Origin of the sequence: Aequorivita lipolytica (assembly GCF_007997135.1) — a bacterium.
GTDB classification, from domain to species: domain Bacteria; phylum Bacteroidota; class Bacteroidia; order Flavobacteriales; family Flavobacteriaceae; genus Aequorivita; species Aequorivita lipolytica.
This window is the reverse complement of record NZ_VORU01000001.1, coordinates 391,504-407,913: the sequence shown is the minus strand read 5'-3', so window position 1 is coordinate 407,913 and position 16,410 is coordinate 391,504. Positions and strand designations below refer to the sequence as shown.

Here is a 16,410-nt window from a genome sequence, read left to right as displayed (position 1 = left end):
CGAGTACGTGATTATTGTTGAAGCAAAATTGGCCCAAATGAGAAGTTTTCACAATAGGGCAATTGACGTATAATGATTTACGAAGTATCATTTTAGAATTACGATTTCTAAAACTGGATATGCGGAAATTGTTGCTGAAGTGAAGAAATTTTTAGTTGAAGTTTTTCTGAAAACCGAAGATGTTCGTCGCTTTCAGAGTTGAATGCCTTATGAAGCAAAGCACTTTGAATGGAGGCAATTTCTTTTTGAATTGATTCTGTTTCCGAAGCAATCCACACGTTTGAGAATTTCTGCCAAATAATTTCGATGGCGGTTTTGTTGGGATGAAGCATGTCTTCGGCATAAAACCGGTAATCGCGCAGCTCGTCCATCATTATTTCATAGGAAGGAAAGTAAAATGGTTGATGGTTGATGGTTGATGACGACGCACAGAGCCTGTCGAAGTGTTGATGGATTGCTGAAAGTAAGTGCGCTTTGCTAAGCGAATTTTCCGCAAACCCATCTTTAATATGCCGAACGGGGGAAACGGTATTTATTATCGTTGCTTCCGGGTTTATTTCTGAAATTCTTTGAAATGTATTTTGAATAATTTCTGAAATTACAGCAATGGACAGCAATTCTTTTGTGAAATCTTTCTGCGGAAGTTTATGGCAGTTGGCAACAATTTCACCGCTTTCAATATTTCTGTATACCCACGAGGTACCGAACGTAAAAATAATATGTGTTGCCGAAAATAAAGCTTCCCGTAAATTTTGAAGCGCTGAATTAAGATTTCGTAAAAATTCAATTTTATCCAACGAAGAGAGCTCAGAATGTACTTCAAAACATTTCCAGATTTCGTTATGCTGAAAGATGTCTTCTTCGGAAAAAGGCAGATTTTCAATTGCACGAGCAACCAGCTTTTCAATGGAAACAGGATTAAAAATAATCCCAAATGGATTCTGCAAATTCTGAAACTTATAATAATCAAACTTCCCCCCAATATTTTCCGAGAAACAACTTCCCAACAAAAGTATTCTTGAAGAATAATCAATTTGATTTTCTTCTTGATTAAGGGGTATTTCGGTAATTAGTTTCATTGTTTTATCTCGCAAAGGCGCAAAGACGCTAAGTTTTACAGGTTATTTACAATTCTTTTAATTCCATTTTTTATTAATGGACTCCAATAATCCGGGTCCCAATTCAACATGAATATGATAACAGCAATCAACAATTATTGAAGCAATTTGATTCTCTGTTAAATTATTATTTTGCTCCATGATTTTTAAAATACAGTTTTTTCTCTCGCAAAGACGCGAAGTCGCAAAGTTTTTTCTTAGCGTCTTTGCGCCTTTGCGAGCCTATTTAACGTATTGCTTTGCCATAGATAGAGCCTCATCTATTCCAGCAGGATTCTTCCCTCCCGCAGTTGCAAAGAATGCTTGTCCGCCGCCGCCGCCTTGAATGTATTTTCCAAGTTCACGAATAATTTTTCCGGCATCTAGGTTTCTGTCGGTTGCTAATTCTTTTGAAATATAGCAGGCCAGCAAAGCTTTGCCATCGTGCTCAGCTCCAAAAACCAAAAATAGATTTTCAGTTTCGCCGCCAAGTTCAAAGGCTAAATCTTTCATTCCGCCGGCGTCAAGATCTATCTTTTTTGCTAAGAAATTTACACCGTTTATTTCTTCTATTTCAGCTTTCAATTCACCTTTTAAATTCTTGGCTTTATCTTTCAATAATTGCTGAATTTGTTTCTGCAACATATTATTTTCTTCCTGTAAACTTTCAACAGCTTTTACAGGATCCTGCGCGTTGTTCAATGTTTTTTGAAGTGATGCAAAAGAGTTACTTCTGTCAATAAAATATTGCTTTGCAGAATCGCCCGTTATAGCTTCAATTCTTCTAATTCCCGAAGCAACCGCACCTTCAGAAGTAATGATAAAATGCCAAATATCATTCGTATTTGGCACGTGCGTTCCGCCGCATAGTTCCATCGATTTCCCAAATTTAATCGCACGAACGGCATCGCCATATTTTTCACCGAAAAGTGCAATTGCACCTTCGTCAAGAGCTTGTTGGTATGGAATATTTCTTCTTTCTTCCAAAGCAATGCCTTCACGGATTCTTGCGTTTACAAAATCTTCAACTTGTTTCAATTCCTCATCGCTGACTTTAGCGAAGTGGGAAAAATCAAATCGCAAATTGCGGCTATGAACCATACTTCCTTTTTGCGCAACGTGTTCGCCCAGAATATTTCGCAAACCTTGGTGTAGCAAATGCGTAGCTGTATGATTTGAAGAAGTTCGGCTTCGTTGTTTTTCATCAACTACAGCTTTGAACGTAGTTTCGGGATTTCGAGGAAGCGTTTTTGTAAAGTGGATAATTAAATTGTTCTCCTTTTTGGTATCAACAATATAGGTTACACCACCATCCACAGCTTCCAAATAGCCTTTATCGCCAACCTGTCCGCCGCCTTCGGGGTAAAAAGGTGTGAGATTGAAAACCAATTGGTACATTTCACCATCTTTTTTGCTTTCTACTTTTCGGTAACGGGTAATTTTTACTTGGGTTTCCAGTGTATCGTAACCCACAAATTCTTCCACATCGTCTTTTTCCAAAACAACCCAGTCGCCAGTTTCTACTTTTGTTGCGGCGCGGGAACGGTCTTTTTGTTGCTGCAGTTCGGTATCGAATTCTTTTTCGTTTAAAGAATAACCACGTTCGCGCAAAATCAGAGCAGTCAAATCTATCGGGAAACCGAAAGTGTCGTAAAGTTCAAACGCTTTTTTTCCAGAAATTTCTTTAGAATCTGCAGTTTCAATCACATTTTCAAGTAAAACCAAACCTTGGTCCAGCGTGCGTAAAAAAGAATTTTCTTCTTCGCGAATAACGTTTGTTATTAAATTCTTTTCAGTAATAAGTTCTGGAAAAGCATCGCCCATTTGTGCGCTTAGCGTTTCAATCAATTTATAAATGAAAGGTTCCTTTTTGTCCAAAAACGTAAACCCATAGCGGATTGCTCTTCTTAAAATTCTTCGTATCACATATCCCGCACCGGTATTACTTGGAAGTTGGCCATCTGCAATAGAGAATGCAACGGCACGAACGTGGTCTGCAATCACCCGGATTGCGATGTCTTTTCTCTCGTCTTTTCCGTAATTCGTATTTGTAATTGCGCCGATTTCGCGAATCAAAGGAGTGAAAACATCGGTGTCGTAATTGCTTTGTTTGTTTTGCAAAACCATGCACAAACGCTCAAAACCCATTCCCGTATCAACGTGTTGGGCAGGTAACTTTTCGAGGCTGCCACTGGCTTTTCGGTTGAATTGCATAAAAACCAGATTCCAGATTTCAACCACTTGCGGATGGTCGTTGTTCACCAAATCTTTCCCTGGAGTTTTCGCTTTTTCTTCCGCCGAACGAATATCAACGTGAATTTCACTACACGGTCCGCAGGGACCTTGATCACCCATTTCCCAAAAGTTATCCTTTTTGTTTCCGTTTAAAATTCGGTTTTCGGGAACAAATTGTTTCCAAAGATTGTATGCTTCGGTATCGCGTTCCAAACCCTCACTTTCGTCACCTTCAAAAATGGTTACGTACAGAATCTCTTTGTCAATTTTATAAACTTCAGTCAAAAGTTCCCAAGCCCACTCAATAGCTTCTTTTTTGAAATAATCTCCAAAACTCCAGTTTCCGAGCATTTCGAACATTGTGTGATGATACGTATCCATCCCCACTTCTTCAAGATCGTTGTGTTTTCCGCTAACGCGAAGACATTTTTGGGTATCGGCAATTCGGTTGCTTTTGGGCTTTCCATTTCCTAAGAAATATTCCTTAAACGGAGCCATTCCACTATTGGTAAACATTAGCGTTGGGTCGTTCTTAACAACCATCGGCGCTGATGAAACAATAAGGTGTTGTTTCGATTTGAAAAATTCTAAAAATTGGGAACGGGTTTCCTTCGAGTTCATTTGTTATAAAATTATACTAAATTAATGGTTGGGCGCACTGGCAAACAATTTCTATATTTGTAAAAACGTTACCTTTACTTCGCGCTGACAAGCAAGGCGCAAAAATAGCAATTTTTTAACGCATGTCTAAGGTTAAATATTACTACGATAGCGAAACGCTTTCGTACAGAAAAATAGAAAAGAGAAAAGGAAGAAAACTAAAGATTTTCGCCCTTAGCCTTCTGGGTATGTTTCTGAGTGGTTTTTTGCTGCTTTTGGTGTACATAAATCTTCCCTCAGTGCAGACACCGAAGGAGTTGGCGCTGCAGCGCGAGCTAAATAATATGGAACTGCAGTTTGAACTTTTGAATAAAAAAATGAATCAAGCACAAGCCGTGCTTGCTGAAGTAGAAGATCGCGATAATAACTTGTACCGCGTGTACTTTGAAACCAATCCCATTCCTGAAGAACAAAGAAAAGCAGGTTTTGGAGGTATAAACCGTTATAAGGACTTGGAAGGTTTTAACAATTCAAAATTGATTGTGAACACAAGCCGTAATCTGGATATTTTGACGAAGCAGATTGTGGTGCAATCAAAATCGTTAGACGAAATAGCAAAGCTTGCAGAAGAAAAAGAAAAACTCTTGGCTGCAATTCCTGCAATACAGCCGGTAAAAAACGAAGATCTTACACGAATGGCTTCAGGTTTTGGGTACAGAACAGATCCTTTTACCAAAGCGCGAAAGTTTCATTACGGGATGGATTTTACTGCTCCACGAGGAACGCCTGTTTATGCAACGGGTGACGGGAAGATTACACGTGCCGACAATACCGCCACAGGTTACGGAAACCACGTTGTAATAGACCACGGCTATGGCTATGAAAGTTTGTATGGACATTTGTACAAATACAATGTTCGCGCAGGACAAAAAGTGCAGCGCGGAGACATTATAGGTTTCGTGGGAAGTACCGGAAGAAGTGAAGCACCCCACTGCCATTATGAAGTTTTTAAAGACGGCGAACGCATTAACCCTATAAACTTTTACTATGGAAGTTTAACTTCAGAAGAATTTTCAGAGATACTGAGAAAATCGCAAGAAGAAAATCAATCCCTTGATTAATTCAGAATTCTGAATTCAAAATTCATAATTAGAAAAAAATGCACATAGACCTTCCAGAAAAATTATATTACGGCATTGGCGAAGTAGCCGAAGCTTTCAGCGTTAATACTTCGTTGATTCGTTTTTGGGAAAAGGAATTTGATGCATTGAAACCGAAAAAAAATGCCAAAGGCAACCGCAAGTTTACACCACAGGACATCACAAATCTTGAGCTTATCTATCACTTGGTGAAAGAACGCGGGTTTACGCTGGAAGGCGCTAAAATTCATTTAAGGGAAAACAAACAAAAAACACTGGACCAATTTGAGATTATCAGAAAATTGGAATCGGTAAAAGCAGAACTTTTAAAAATTAAAGAACAACTCTAAAATCCAATCGCATCATGAAAAAATGGTTACCCATTATTATTATTCTCGGCCTAATTTTAATTATTGGAGGCTATTTGGCGAGTGTCAACAACAAATTGGTAGTTTTGGACGAGAAAGCCGCGGCACAGTGGGCTAATGTGGAAAGCTCCTACCAACGCCGGGCAGACCTGATTCCAAATATTGTAAGCACAGCAAAAGGCTATGCCGAATTTGAGCAGGAAACCTTGATAGCCGTTACCGAAGCACGAAGCAAAGCTACATCCATAAACATTGATCCTTCAAACATTACCCCTGAACAGTTGGCGCAATTTCAACAAGCACAGGCTGGTGTTACTTCTGCCCTTTCGCGCTTATTGGCTGTTTTTGAAAGATACCCAGATTTAAAAGCGAACGAAAATTTCAAGGAATTGATAAACGAACTGGAACGCACCGAAAACCGCATCAATGTAGAACGAAACAGATTCAACGAAGAGGCGCGTATGTTCAATACTGAAATCAATCAATTCCCTACAAAAATGTTTGCTGGACTTTTAGGCTTCCACGAAAAAGCTTATTTTGAAGCAGATGCCGGTAGTGAAAATGCTCCAAAAGTAGATTTCGACTTCGGAAAAGAATAGGTGTCAGTGTTCAGTGCTCAGTCGCAGTAGTCAGTTTATACAGCTGAAAGTATTTTGGAATTTAAAGAAATAATAGATGTCTAAAGTTGAAGATTTTCTTACTTCGGAAGAAGAAGCCGCAATAATTGAAGCCATACGCATATCCGAAAAAAACACCTCTGGTGAAATACGAGTGCATATAGAACCACGTTCCATTTCCGCCGAAGAACCAAACGAACACATTGACGCCTTTGACCGTGCAGCGGAAGTGTTTGATATGCTTAATATGGAAAACACAGCAGAACGCAACGGCGTGCTAATATATGTAGCCGTAACTGACCGTACACTAGTAATTATGGGTGATAAAGGCATTAATGATATTGTTGGCCAAAATTTTTGGGAAAGTACCAAAGATATTATTATAAACCATTTTAAAAATGGAGAGATGAAACAAGGCTTGGTAGAAGGTATTTTAAAAGCAGGCGAACAGCTTAAAAAGCATTTCCCTTTTAAAAAAGACGATAAAAATGAATTGCCGAACGATATTTCGGTAGGTTGATTTTAAAGTATTCAGTGCTTCGGCTCCGCTCAGCAACCAAAAAAGTTGGCAGTAAACAAATTCAATGAAAAACTTTCTTCAGAAATATAAATTCCTATTTGTTTTAATCGCTATTACATTTTGTTCTCAAAATGTTTCGGCGCAATATGAAATTCCGCCGAAGCCTGAAAAACAGACTTCGGTGTACGATTATATTAATCTGTTAACACCAGAACAGAAAACTGCATTGGAGAGCAAATTGGTACGGTACGCAGATTCTACTTCCACACAAATTGTTTGCATTATTATTGGTTCCTCAAACGGGGAAGATATTTCTATTCTTGGTGCAGAATGGGGCCAGAAATGGGGAATTGGCCAAGATGGCGAAGACAACGGGATTGTAATCACCCTCGCCAAAGACGACCGCAAAGTTGACATAAACACAGGTTACGGAATTGAATATAGAATCACTGATTTAATGTCTGAACGCATTATAAATCGAATAATGATTCCACAATTTAAGGAAGGGAATTATTATAACGGCCTAGATCAAGGAAGTGACGCAATTTTTGCAGCATTAAAAGGCGAATTCAAGGAAGATCGCGATTTTGGGAAGAAGACAGGCGGTAAAATTCCGTTTTTTATCATCTTTATTTTTATCATTATTGTTATAGCGCTTATTAGTAAAGGCGGCCGCGGAGGCCGTGGAGGCGGACGTGGAGGCTTGCTAGATATTATTGTGCTAAGTAGTCTTGGCCGAAGTGGAGGTTTCGGTGGTGGTGGCGGAAGTTTCGGCGGTGGAGGCGGTGGCGGCTTTGGTGGTGGTTTCGGAGGTGGAGGCTTTGGTGGTGGTGGTGCTTCTGGAGGGTGGTAAATTTTAATGTATATGTTAATTATGAAACTATCATTATTATCCTTTGTAATTTTTGCATCAATTTTTTCCTGTAAAAGTCAGGGTAAAGAATACTTAACAATTTTTCAAGACAACCCAAATTCTTTAGCGATAGTAGATAACTCTAATATATTTTCAATCTCAGAAAATATAGACCTTGCCACCAAACTAGTTCAATACGGAGATAAAACAACGCGACAGATAGCAGTGGTAACTGTAGACTCTATTTCTCCTTATAATGACATTCAAAAATATGCTAGTGATTTAGGAAATTATTGGGGCGTTGGGCAAAAAGATATTGATAATGGTCTTTTAATTGTTTTTTCAAAACCACTGAGAAAAGTTGCCATAAGCACGGGCTACGGAACAGAAAAAGTTTTAACCGATTCCATCTGTAAGCAAATAATTGACAGTGTTATGATCCCAAAATTTAAAGAAGATAAATATTATGAAGGAATAGATATGGGCGTTAACGCAATAATAAAAATATGGGATAATAGCAATACCCCATAAATCAAAGCAACTAGAATGGCATCAAAAAGTTTAAGAAAAATATCCTAAAAAATTAATCTAACTCAAACCTACTTCTTCCTAAAATAAACCGTAATCGGAACCCCCGAAAAATCGAAGTTTTCCCGAAGTTTATTCTCAATAAAACGTTTGTACGGATCTTTTACATACTGCGGAAGATTACAGAAAAATGCAAAACTTGGATAGGGCGTTGGCAGCTGTGTACAGAATTTTATTTTCACATATTTTGCCTTATAAGCTGGCGGCGGATAAGCTTGAATTATAGGAAGCATAACTTCGTTCAATTCACTTGTCTTAACTTTTTTACTTCTGTTTTGGTAAACTTCAACCGCAGTTTCAATAGCTTTATAAATACGTTGTTTTGTAAGTACAGAAACAAAAACAATAGGCACATCTACAAAAGGTTCGCACTGCTGGCGGATGTATTTTTCATAATCCTTCACGCTGCTACTTTCTTTGTCTTCCACCAAATCCCATTTGTTGGCTAGAATCACAATCCCTTTATTGTTGCGCTGTGCCAACCAGAAAATGTTTTCAACCTGCCCGTCAAAACCACGTGTAGCATCAAAAATAAGGATGATTACATCGCAATGCTCAATGGCGCGAACGCTTCGCATTACAGAGTAAAACTCCAAGTCTTCTTTTACTTTACTTTTTTTACGAATCCCGGCCGTATCAACCAAGTTAAACTCAAAACCAAAACGGTCGTACTTAGTATCTATACTATCTCGGGTCGTTCCCGCAATGTCAGTAACAATATATCTATCCTTGCCTATTAAGGCGTTTATGAAAGAAGATTTTCCGGCATTTGGACGACCAACCACCGCAAAACGTGGAAGCTCACTATTATCTTCTTCTTCGCGGTCTGGTAATGCTTTCACTAAATCGTCAAGCAATTCACCGGTGCCACTGCCATTAATACTTGATAGGTTATATTGATGCTCAAAACCTAGTGAATAAAACTCCAAAGCAGCGTTTACACGCGAGGCTGCATCAACTTTGTTGATTGCCAAAAAAATCGGTTTCTTTGAACGACGAAGCAGTTTTGCAACTTCTTGATCCATTCCGGTAACGCCACTTTCCACGTCAACCATAAAGATTATAGCATCAGCTTCGTCTATTGCTAGCTCTACTTGTTTATCAATTTCAGCTTCAAAAATATCGTCGCTTCCTTTTATATATCCGCCGGTATCTATTAACGAAAATTCTTTTCCATTCCAATCGCTTTTTCCGTAATGACGGTCACGAGTAACGCCGCTAGTGGCATCCACAATAGCTTCTCTACGCTGAATTAATCTATTGAAAAAAGTAGATTTCCCTACGTTTGGTCTTCCTACAACGGCAACAATACTCATAATCTTAATTTTAGGGTGCAAAAATAGCTTTTAGTTGGCAGAAAAAATATTATTTTAACCGCTTTAAAAATAAAAGGTAAAAAATGCTTTCAAATGAAATAGTATTGCGCCCACGTTTCCAAATGGAACTTGAACAGCCTTGTTCACAACTGATTATGAAATTTTCAGAAGCAAAAAAATCACAAGACAAATTTGTTGTTTCCTGCGTGGACGACCACGTTTTTATAAAGCTTCCGAATAACCAGCAGCATTTTTGGTCGCCACAGTTGCATTTGGAAATTTCTGAAACTTCAGAAAATCATTGTTCGCTTCACGGTTTTTTTGGGCCGAACCCAACCGTTTGGACGCTATTTATATTTCTTCACGTTGCCGTGGGAATTCTTTTTATGGTAGATTTAACTTGGTTGTACTCCAATTATAACTTGGGAAACCCAATAGATTTACAAATAGGATTAGCTGTATTCTTAATAATAGCTTGGGTTTTACTTTATGTAGCAGGAAGGATAGGAAAGAAAAAAGGCAAGCCTGGAATGCGGGAGCTTTATGATTTTATGCTAGAAACTTTAGGCTGAAAAATTTCAAGTTTCACAAACAATAAATTACACATCAGCATTTTTAGTCTTACTATCAACAGAATTTTGCTGAAAGCATTTAGAAAGCATTTGGTATAAGTCTGGATGTTTTTTTTCAAATAAATCTGGGCGTTCAAAGAAATATTCTGAAGCAACAGCCAAAAATTCTACTTGATTGGTTCCGCCGTATTTTCGAATGTCAGACTTATTATTATTTATAGCTTCCATCTCCTGGTGAATCAACTTTAGCCAAGGTGCTATGTATTGCCGTTGCAATAATCTTTCAGGCACTCCGTCTGTCACACCGTCCATTTTATCTATTAAATGCACAAATTCATGGACTCCTGTATTTGCTTTATCGGTATCGTTTTCAAAACCGTAATATAATGCCTTACGAGAAAGAATCATTTGTTTTTCAAATCTACCAGAACCTACCAAACCACTGATTATTTTGGCATCACCACTTTGATCAAATTCTAAATCGTCGTTAAAATCATTTGGATATAGAATAATCCCACTAAGATTATTATAATGCCACTCTGGAAAACCAAAAACTGGAATAACTGCACTTGCCGCAATAAGAATCTTGTCTAATGTTTCCAACTTCGTATTAACCGTATCAATGTAAACCTCGCTCAAAAAAACCATCATCCGTTTACGAAATCTGTCTTTTTCAGTTTCAGAAAGCTCTTGATAATAATATACTTTTTCAGATAAAATACTTTTCCATGCTTCTGGGAAATTTTCTACTGGACGTTTTTTATTTTGAATGTAAGCATATACAGCGAAGGCTACAAGCAGTACAAATAATATAAAATAAATCATTTTATTTGTTGTTATATCCAAACCTACGTAGCTGTCTTTCGTCGCTACGCCAGTTTTTATTGACCTTTACGTAAAGTTCTAAATGAATTTGTTTTCCAAAGAATTTTTCCAAATCCTTTCGAGCCTCAGTCCCCACCCTTTTTAGTGCCGAACCTTTGTGGCCGATAATAATTCCTTTTTGCGTTTCGCGCTCCACCATAATTACACTGCGAATGCGGATAATGGTTTCATCTTCAAAAAATTCCTCGGTATCTATTTCAACGGAATAGGGAATTTCCTTTTTGTAGTGGATCAAGATTTTTTCACGAATGGCTTCGTTCACAAAAAACCGTTCGGGTTTGTCGGTCAGTTGGTCTTTTGGATAAAAAGCTGGCGACTCGGGAAGCAATTCTATAATTCGATTGAAAACTTCGGGCACACCAAAATTTTTAAGTGCGGAAATTGCAAAAATTTCAGCATTCGGAACTTTTTCCTGCCACAGTTGTAGTGCTTCAGAAAGCAGCCCTTCATTGCCTGTGTCAATTTTATTTATAAGAAGTAAGACTGGAATTTTGGAATTGGTTATTTTGTTGAAAAACGCTTCATCCTTCAATTCCTTTTCACCCAATTCAACCAAATACAATAGAATATCGGCATCTTCAAAAGCAGATTTTACAAAATTCATCATACTTTCCTGCAACTGATACGCAGGTTTTATGATTCCTGGCGTATCGCTTAAAAGTACTTGAAAATCATCACCATTCACAATCCCCAAAATACGGTGGCGCGTGGTCTGTGCTTTGGAAGTGATTATGGAAAGTCGCTCGCCCACAAACGCGTTCATCAACGTACTTTTACCTACGTTTGGGTTTCCTATAATATTTACGAATCCGGCTTTGTGTTTTGTCATTTCCTTAGAATTGGTTTTGCAAATTTAAAGCTTAAATCTTAAAACATTGGATTTGGTTCAATTTTAAAACTTTCAGCATTGAAATCCTTACTTTTGTATAATGCTATTTCCAAAGAAAAATACAATCATTGAAGAAGGCGATTATTACATAACGCCCGAAGGTTATAAATGCTTCACAGAGCAATACCATTTAAAGCGTGGCTATTGTTGCGAAAGTGGTTGCAGGCACTGTCCGTATGGATTTGATAAGAAAACTGGAAAGCATGAATAAAAATACTTTTAAAAAATGACTTTTAAAGAAGCAATACAACAAGGCATTCCTTCCCTTTTACCTGAAAAGAAGCCTTACGATACATCCATAAATCACGCGCCAAAACGCAAAGATATTCTTACTAAAGAAGAAAAGGAATTGGCACTTCGCAATGCGCTTCGCTATTTTGAGCCAAAACACCACGCCACACTTCTACCCGAGTTTCGCGAAGAACTTGAAAAATATGGTCGGATTTATATGTATCGCTTCCGTCCCGATTATAAAATATATGCCCGTCCCGTTGATGAATACCCAGGGAAATCTCAGCAGGCAAAAGCAATAATGTTAATGATCCAAAACAACTTGGATTATGCCGTAGCACAACATCCTCACGAATTGATAACTTATGGAGGCAACGGCGCGGTTTTTCAAAATTGGGCGCAGTATCTTTTAACGATGAAATATCTTTCGGAAATGACTGACGAGCAGACTCTCGCAGTGTATTCTGGGCATCCTATGGGTTTATTTCCTTCACATAAAGATGCTCCACGAGTTGTGGTCACCAATGGAATGATGATTCCGAATTATTCAAAACCAGATGATTGGGAAAAATTCAACGCACTTGGCGTAACCCAATACGGTCAAATGACAGCGGGAAGCTATATGTACATTGGTCCGCAGGGAATTGTTCATGGAACTACGATTACTGTTTTGAATGGTTTCAGAAAAATTAAAAAAGAGACAAAAGGCGGTTTGTTCCTAACCTCCGGTCTCGGCGGAATGAGCGGTGCACAACCAAAAGCTGGAAACATTGCTGGATGTGTAACAGTTTGCGCCGAAGTGAACAAAAAAGCTACTGAAACTAGACATAGCCAAGGTTGGGTTGATGAAGTGATTTCAGATTTGAACGCCCTTTCAAAACGTGTGAAAGAAGCAACGGCAAATAAAGAAACCGTTTCTATCGCATACGATGGAAATATAGTTGAAGTTTGGGAAAAATTTGCTGAAGATAATATTCACATTGATTTGGGTAGCGATCAAACTTCCTTACACAATCCGTGGGCTGGCGGTTACTATCCCGTTGGCTTGACTTATGAAGAAGCCAATGAAATGATGGCCAATAACCCAGAACAGTTTAAAAAAGAAGTTCAGAAAAGTTTGCGTCGCCAAGTAGAAGCAATCAACAAACACACCGCAAAAGGCACATACTTTTTCGATTACGGCAATGCTTTCCTATTGGAAGCTTCGCGTGCCGGTGCGGATGTACTTTCAGAAGATAAAAACAAAGAATTCAGATATCCTTCATACGTACAAGATATAATGGGCCCAATGTGTTTTGATTACGGTTTCGGGCCTTTCCGCTGGGTTTGTGCTTCAGGCAAACCGGAAGATCTTCAAAAAACGGATGAAATAGCTTCTGAAGTTTTGGAAGAATTAATGAAAAAATCACCTGTGGAAATCCGGCAACAAATGCAGGATAATATAACGTGGATAAAAGGTGCTCAGGAAAATAAGTTGGTGGTTGGTTCGCAAGCGCGCATACTTTATGCTGATGCAGACGGGCGTGTGCAGATTGCTTCAGCTTTCAACAAAGCCATTTCCGAAGGGAAAATTAGCACTATAATTTTGGGGCGCGACCATCACGATGTTTCGGGTACCGATTCACCTTATCGCGAAACCTCAAATATTTATGACGGCAGCAGATTTACCGCAGATATGGCCATACAAAACGTAATTGGCGATAGCTTTCGCGGCGCTACTTGGGTTAGCATTCACAACGGCGGTGGCGTTGGTTGGGGAGAAGTGATAAATGGCGGTTTCGGAATGGTTCTTGATGGAAGTGATGATGCGCAACGACGCTTGGAAAATATGCTTTTCTGGGATGTAAATAATGGAATTGCACGGCGCAGTTGGGCACGGAATGAAGAAGCTGTTTTCGCAATAAAACGTGCGATGGAAAACAATCCGAGTTTAAAGGTTACGCTTCCTAATTTCGTTGATGATAAATTATTCACTTAAAAGAAAAGAAACAACCACGAATACACGAATAAAATTTAAGGAAGAATGCTCTCGATGGCTATTGTGAGAAACCTACTAAAGGTTTGAGAACTTAAAAAATATACGTGTATTCGTGGTAAAAAAACAAAATTATGAAAGCACTTAAATTTTTACCACTATTATTGCTTTTTGTATTCGCATCCTGCTCCACTGTTCGTGTGGCGACAGATTTCGATAAAGAAGTAAATTTTAATCAGTACAAATCATTCGCATTTTTCAAGCCGGGAATAGACAAAGCTGAAATCAGCGACCTTGACAAAAAACGTATTCTCCGCGCAATTGAGGAAAATCTTTCCATTAAAGGAATGGCAAAATCAGAGACCCCAGATTTGCTTGTTAGCATTTTCACCAAAGAACGTGAGCGCCTTGATGTTTACAACAATAATTTTGGAATGGGCTGGGGCTGGAATCCTTGGTATTACGGCGGCTATTATGGCGGTAGCAATATTTCTCGTTCCACTGAAGGCACGCTTTACATAGATTTAATTGACGCAAAAACCAACAATCTTGTTTGGCAAGGTATGGGTAGCGCAGACTTGGTGACTAGTAGTATGGAGAAAAAGGAAGAACGCATCCGTGAAATAGTGATGAAAATTTTAGCGGAATATCCGCCAGGCGTGAACAAGAAATAATTTTTTAAAAAGGCTTTTATGGTAGATCTGTAAAAGCCTTTTGTCTTTAATCGTTTGCGACTATGAAAAAATAAGAACCAAAATAGAAGTCCTAAACAATTAAAAAGAAGTATCACAAAAAAAAAATTTCAGAAAAATAAATTCCCGAAACCTTTTCTGCACACCTTACGGCATACGCTGAAAAAAACTATATCTCTATATAAAACCCCTCCTCAAAGGCTGAATATGTTTGGATGTAGGACTTGGATATATTACTGATTAGCAAAAATTACGACACTAAAGGCAGAGTCCTTTGCTGCTCCATTCTCATTAAATATTTTCGCTTCAAAACTATTTGCAGAAACTTGATTGAAACCAGTTATTTCTCCAGCTCCAGAAGCTGTATTGGGAGTTATTAAAGGAATTAAAGCATCACTTGTAGCTGCTGAAATATCTAAAGTCACTAAATAAATACCTGTTCCTGTTCTAGTTACTGAAGTTATTCCATAACCGGATACAATAGATCCACCCGTAGCTATTTTCCCAAAGGCAACAGGCACAGAATTTCCATAAATTCTGTTTAATGCTGGTGTAGTTGTGGTCTGAAACACACCTAAGTGTCCATAAGTTTGCAAAGTTCCGTCATTTAAATTGATGCTTAGTTGCCTAAATCCATTATTTAAAAATCCTATTTTATCTTGAACATCGTCATACTCAATGCCCCAGTTAGGAAGTGCAGGAGAATGCTGAATTATCATTTTATTGGCGTTTGATGATCCTGATCCATAAATCATTACAGAACCACTGTTTTTACTGTACAAAGCACCGGGCACACTCGCCATTTGGGTTTCACCTACATTGGTTCCGTTAAGTTTAACCTGTAACCATGGGTCTAAACCTGCCCAGTTTACTCCTTCAAGTGAGGTGACCGCACCAATTTGTGCTGAAAACACGCCGTTGGCATCTGTAGTAAGGCTTTGGGTTTCATTGAAAACGGCTGATCCTCCTGCACCATTTCTTATTTCAAAATCTATAGTTATGGCGGCATTCGTCATAAGGGCTCCCCCAGCATTTCTTGCAACTGCTTGATAGTTTATAAGCTCAGCAGCGGCAGACCTGTTTGCAGTAACTGTAGTTGCTACTCCTTCTTCATTTTTATTTTGCGCAACCATTCCTGAAAATGTTAGTACGGATATTGCAATAGCGATACTTGTTTTTATTGTTTTCATAATTGTAAAATTTATAAGTTGAAATTTTTAGTGCTTGATTATTTTAAATGATTTTGATTTTTTGGTAGCGTTTTGCGATATATTCAAAATATACAAGCCACTACTAAACCCACTAAATTCTATGGTTTCATTGGAAGCGCTATTTGTAAATTCTTTTTTATAAACCTGCTTACCAGTAACGTCATAAACCGATATACCAAAAACTTCTCCAGCCATATCTTTAAATTTGATATTAAGGTGATCTGTAACCGGATTTGGATATACCGTCATTTGTGCTTCAAGGGTGAAGTCTTCATTGCTCAATACCACTGCTTCAATGGCGCCCAGCCAAAAGCCTTGGCCCAAGGTTGGGCCGTTGGAGATTTTTCCAATAGCGGCTTCTCCAGCGGTAAAGCTTAATGTGTTGGACGCTCCACTAATGGTTGCTCCAGAACTTGCTATTACTACTTGACTCAAACTCTGCGCCTGTGTCATGCTTATTGCTAGTATTGCAATAACTACTAAAAAGGATGCTTTTTTCATAATTAAATTTTTTATGGTTAATACATTCCAAAGGTCAGTTTATCGCTACATTTTTATCTCACGTAAAAGGGTGATTTTTAGATTACTGATAGAATAATTGAAAAATAATCGCAAATCTTTG

At 38.4% G+C, this 16,410-nt stretch carries 17 protein-coding genes; 10 read left to right on the top strand and 7 right to left on the bottom strand.

The window, feature by feature from the left end; translation table 11 throughout:
- Nucleotides 1-107: 107 nt before the first annotated feature.
- Together ESV24_RS01695 and alaS are read right to left on the bottom strand one after the other, a co-directional pair.
- A complete protein-coding gene (locus ESV24_RS01695) occupies nt 108-1,079 on the bottom strand; it encodes a GSCFA domain-containing protein (protein WP_111813803.1) in 972 nt (323 codons plus the stop codon).
- A gap of 261 nt (nt 1,080-1,340) precedes the next feature.
- The gene (gene alaS, locus ESV24_RS01690; RefSeq protein ID WP_111813801.1) at nt 1,341-3,953 is read right to left on the bottom strand and encodes an alanine--tRNA ligase; all 2,613 of its coding nucleotides are present in this window, start codon (nt 3,951-3,953) and stop codon (nt 1,341-1,343) included.
- 122 nt (nt 3,954-4,075) lie between these two features.
- On the opposite strand from alaS, the gene ESV24_RS01685 reads away from it, so the two are divergent.
- The 6 genes from ESV24_RS01685 (at nt 4,076) to ESV24_RS01660 (ending at nt 7,960) form a co-directional block, all read left to right on the top strand.
- Nucleotides 4,076-5,053 carry a M23 family metallopeptidase gene (locus tag ESV24_RS01685; protein WP_111813799.1) on the top strand — a complete coding sequence of 326 codons (978 nt, stop codon included), beginning with the start codon at nt 4,076-4,078 and terminating at the stop codon, nt 5,051-5,053.
- 38 nt (nt 5,054-5,091) lie between these two features.
- Nucleotides 5,092-5,421 (top strand): MerR family transcriptional regulator, encoded by a 330-nt coding sequence (locus ESV24_RS01680; RefSeq protein ID WP_111813797.1) that lies wholly within the window; start codon nt 5,092-5,094, stop codon nt 5,419-5,421.
- Nucleotides 5,422-5,435: 14 nt separating this feature from the next.
- Entirely contained in the window at nt 5,436-6,038 is a 603-nt protein-coding gene (locus ESV24_RS01675) for a LemA family protein (RefSeq protein WP_111813795.1), read from the top strand.
- A 76-nt stretch (nt 6,039-6,114) separates the two neighbouring features.
- Nucleotides 6,115-6,576: a TPM domain-containing protein gene (locus ESV24_RS01670; RefSeq protein ID WP_111813793.1), complete on the top strand. Its 462-nt coding sequence runs from the start codon at nt 6,115-6,117 to the stop codon at nt 6,574-6,576.
- Nucleotides 6,577-6,640: 64 nt separating this feature from the next.
- The gene (locus ESV24_RS01665) at nt 6,641-7,429 is read left to right on the top strand and encodes a TPM domain-containing protein (RefSeq protein WP_111813791.1); all 789 of its coding nucleotides are present in this window, start codon (nt 6,641-6,643) and stop codon (nt 7,427-7,429) included.
- A gap of 21 nt (nt 7,430-7,450) precedes the next feature.
- A complete protein-coding gene (locus ESV24_RS01660) occupies nt 7,451-7,960 on the top strand; it encodes a TPM domain-containing protein (protein ID WP_160110578.1) in 510 nt (169 codons plus the stop codon).
- Nucleotides 7,961-8,028: 68 nt separating this feature from the next.
- Here the strand turns inward: ESV24_RS01660 and der are convergent, their stop codons facing one another.
- Entirely contained in the window at nt 8,029-9,336 is a 1,308-nt protein-coding gene (gene der / locus ESV24_RS01655) for a ribosome biogenesis GTPase Der (RefSeq protein ID WP_111814123.1), read from the bottom strand.
- Nucleotides 9,337-9,416: 80 nt separating this feature from the next.
- Between der and ESV24_RS01650 the strand changes: the two genes are divergently transcribed.
- Nucleotides 9,417-9,905: a GTP-binding protein gene (locus tag ESV24_RS01650; protein WP_111813787.1), complete on the top strand. Its 489-nt coding sequence runs from the start codon at nt 9,417-9,419 to the stop codon at nt 9,903-9,905.
- A 27-nt stretch (nt 9,906-9,932) separates the two neighbouring features.
- Here the strand turns inward: ESV24_RS01650 and ESV24_RS01645 are convergent, their stop codons facing one another.
- Together ESV24_RS01645 and era are read right to left on the bottom strand one after the other, a co-directional pair.
- Nucleotides 9,933-10,730 (bottom strand): M90 family metallopeptidase, encoded by a 798-nt coding sequence (locus tag ESV24_RS01645; RefSeq protein ID WP_111813785.1) that lies wholly within the window; start codon nt 10,728-10,730, stop codon nt 9,933-9,935.
- 1 nt (nt 10,731) lies between these two features.
- Nucleotides 10,732-11,619, bottom strand: coding sequence for a GTPase Era (gene era / locus ESV24_RS01640; protein WP_111813783.1), 888 nt, complete (start codon nt 11,617-11,619; stop codon nt 10,732-10,734).
- Between the two features lie 100 nt (nt 11,620-11,719).
- Here era and ESV24_RS15245 point away from each other — a divergent pair, with 100 nt between their 5' ends.
- The 3 genes from ESV24_RS15245 to ESV24_RS01630 all read left to right on the top strand — a co-directional run bounded on the left by ESV24_RS15245 (nt 11,720) and on the right by ESV24_RS01630 (nt 14,559).
- Complete coding sequence (locus ESV24_RS15245; protein WP_160110577.1) at nt 11,720-11,890, top strand: C1orf53 family protein; 171 nt, start codon at nt 11,720-11,722, stop codon at nt 11,888-11,890.
- Nucleotides 11,891-11,905: 15 nt separating this feature from the next.
- Nucleotides 11,906-13,888, top strand: a complete 1,983-nt coding sequence (gene hutU / locus ESV24_RS01635) for a urocanate hydratase (RefSeq protein ID WP_111813781.1) — start codon at nt 11,906-11,908, stop codon at nt 13,886-13,888.
- A gap of 131 nt (nt 13,889-14,019) precedes the next feature.
- The gene (locus ESV24_RS01630) at nt 14,020-14,559 is read left to right on the top strand and encodes a DUF4136 domain-containing protein (RefSeq protein ID WP_111813779.1); all 540 of its coding nucleotides are present in this window, start codon (nt 14,020-14,022) and stop codon (nt 14,557-14,559) included.
- A gap of 251 nt (nt 14,560-14,810) precedes the next feature.
- Here ESV24_RS01630 and ESV24_RS01625 read toward each other — a convergent pair whose 3' ends face one another.
- On the bottom strand, nt 14,811-15,767 hold the full coding sequence (locus ESV24_RS01625; RefSeq protein ID WP_111813777.1) for a hypothetical protein: 957 nt from the start codon (nt 15,765-15,767) through the stop codon (nt 14,811-14,813).
- A 27-nt stretch (nt 15,768-15,794) separates the two neighbouring features.
- Nucleotides 15,795-16,289, bottom strand: coding sequence for a T9SS type A sorting domain-containing protein (locus ESV24_RS01620; protein WP_111813775.1), 495 nt, complete (start codon nt 16,287-16,289; stop codon nt 15,795-15,797).
- Nucleotides 16,290-16,410: the final 121 nt, after the last annotated feature.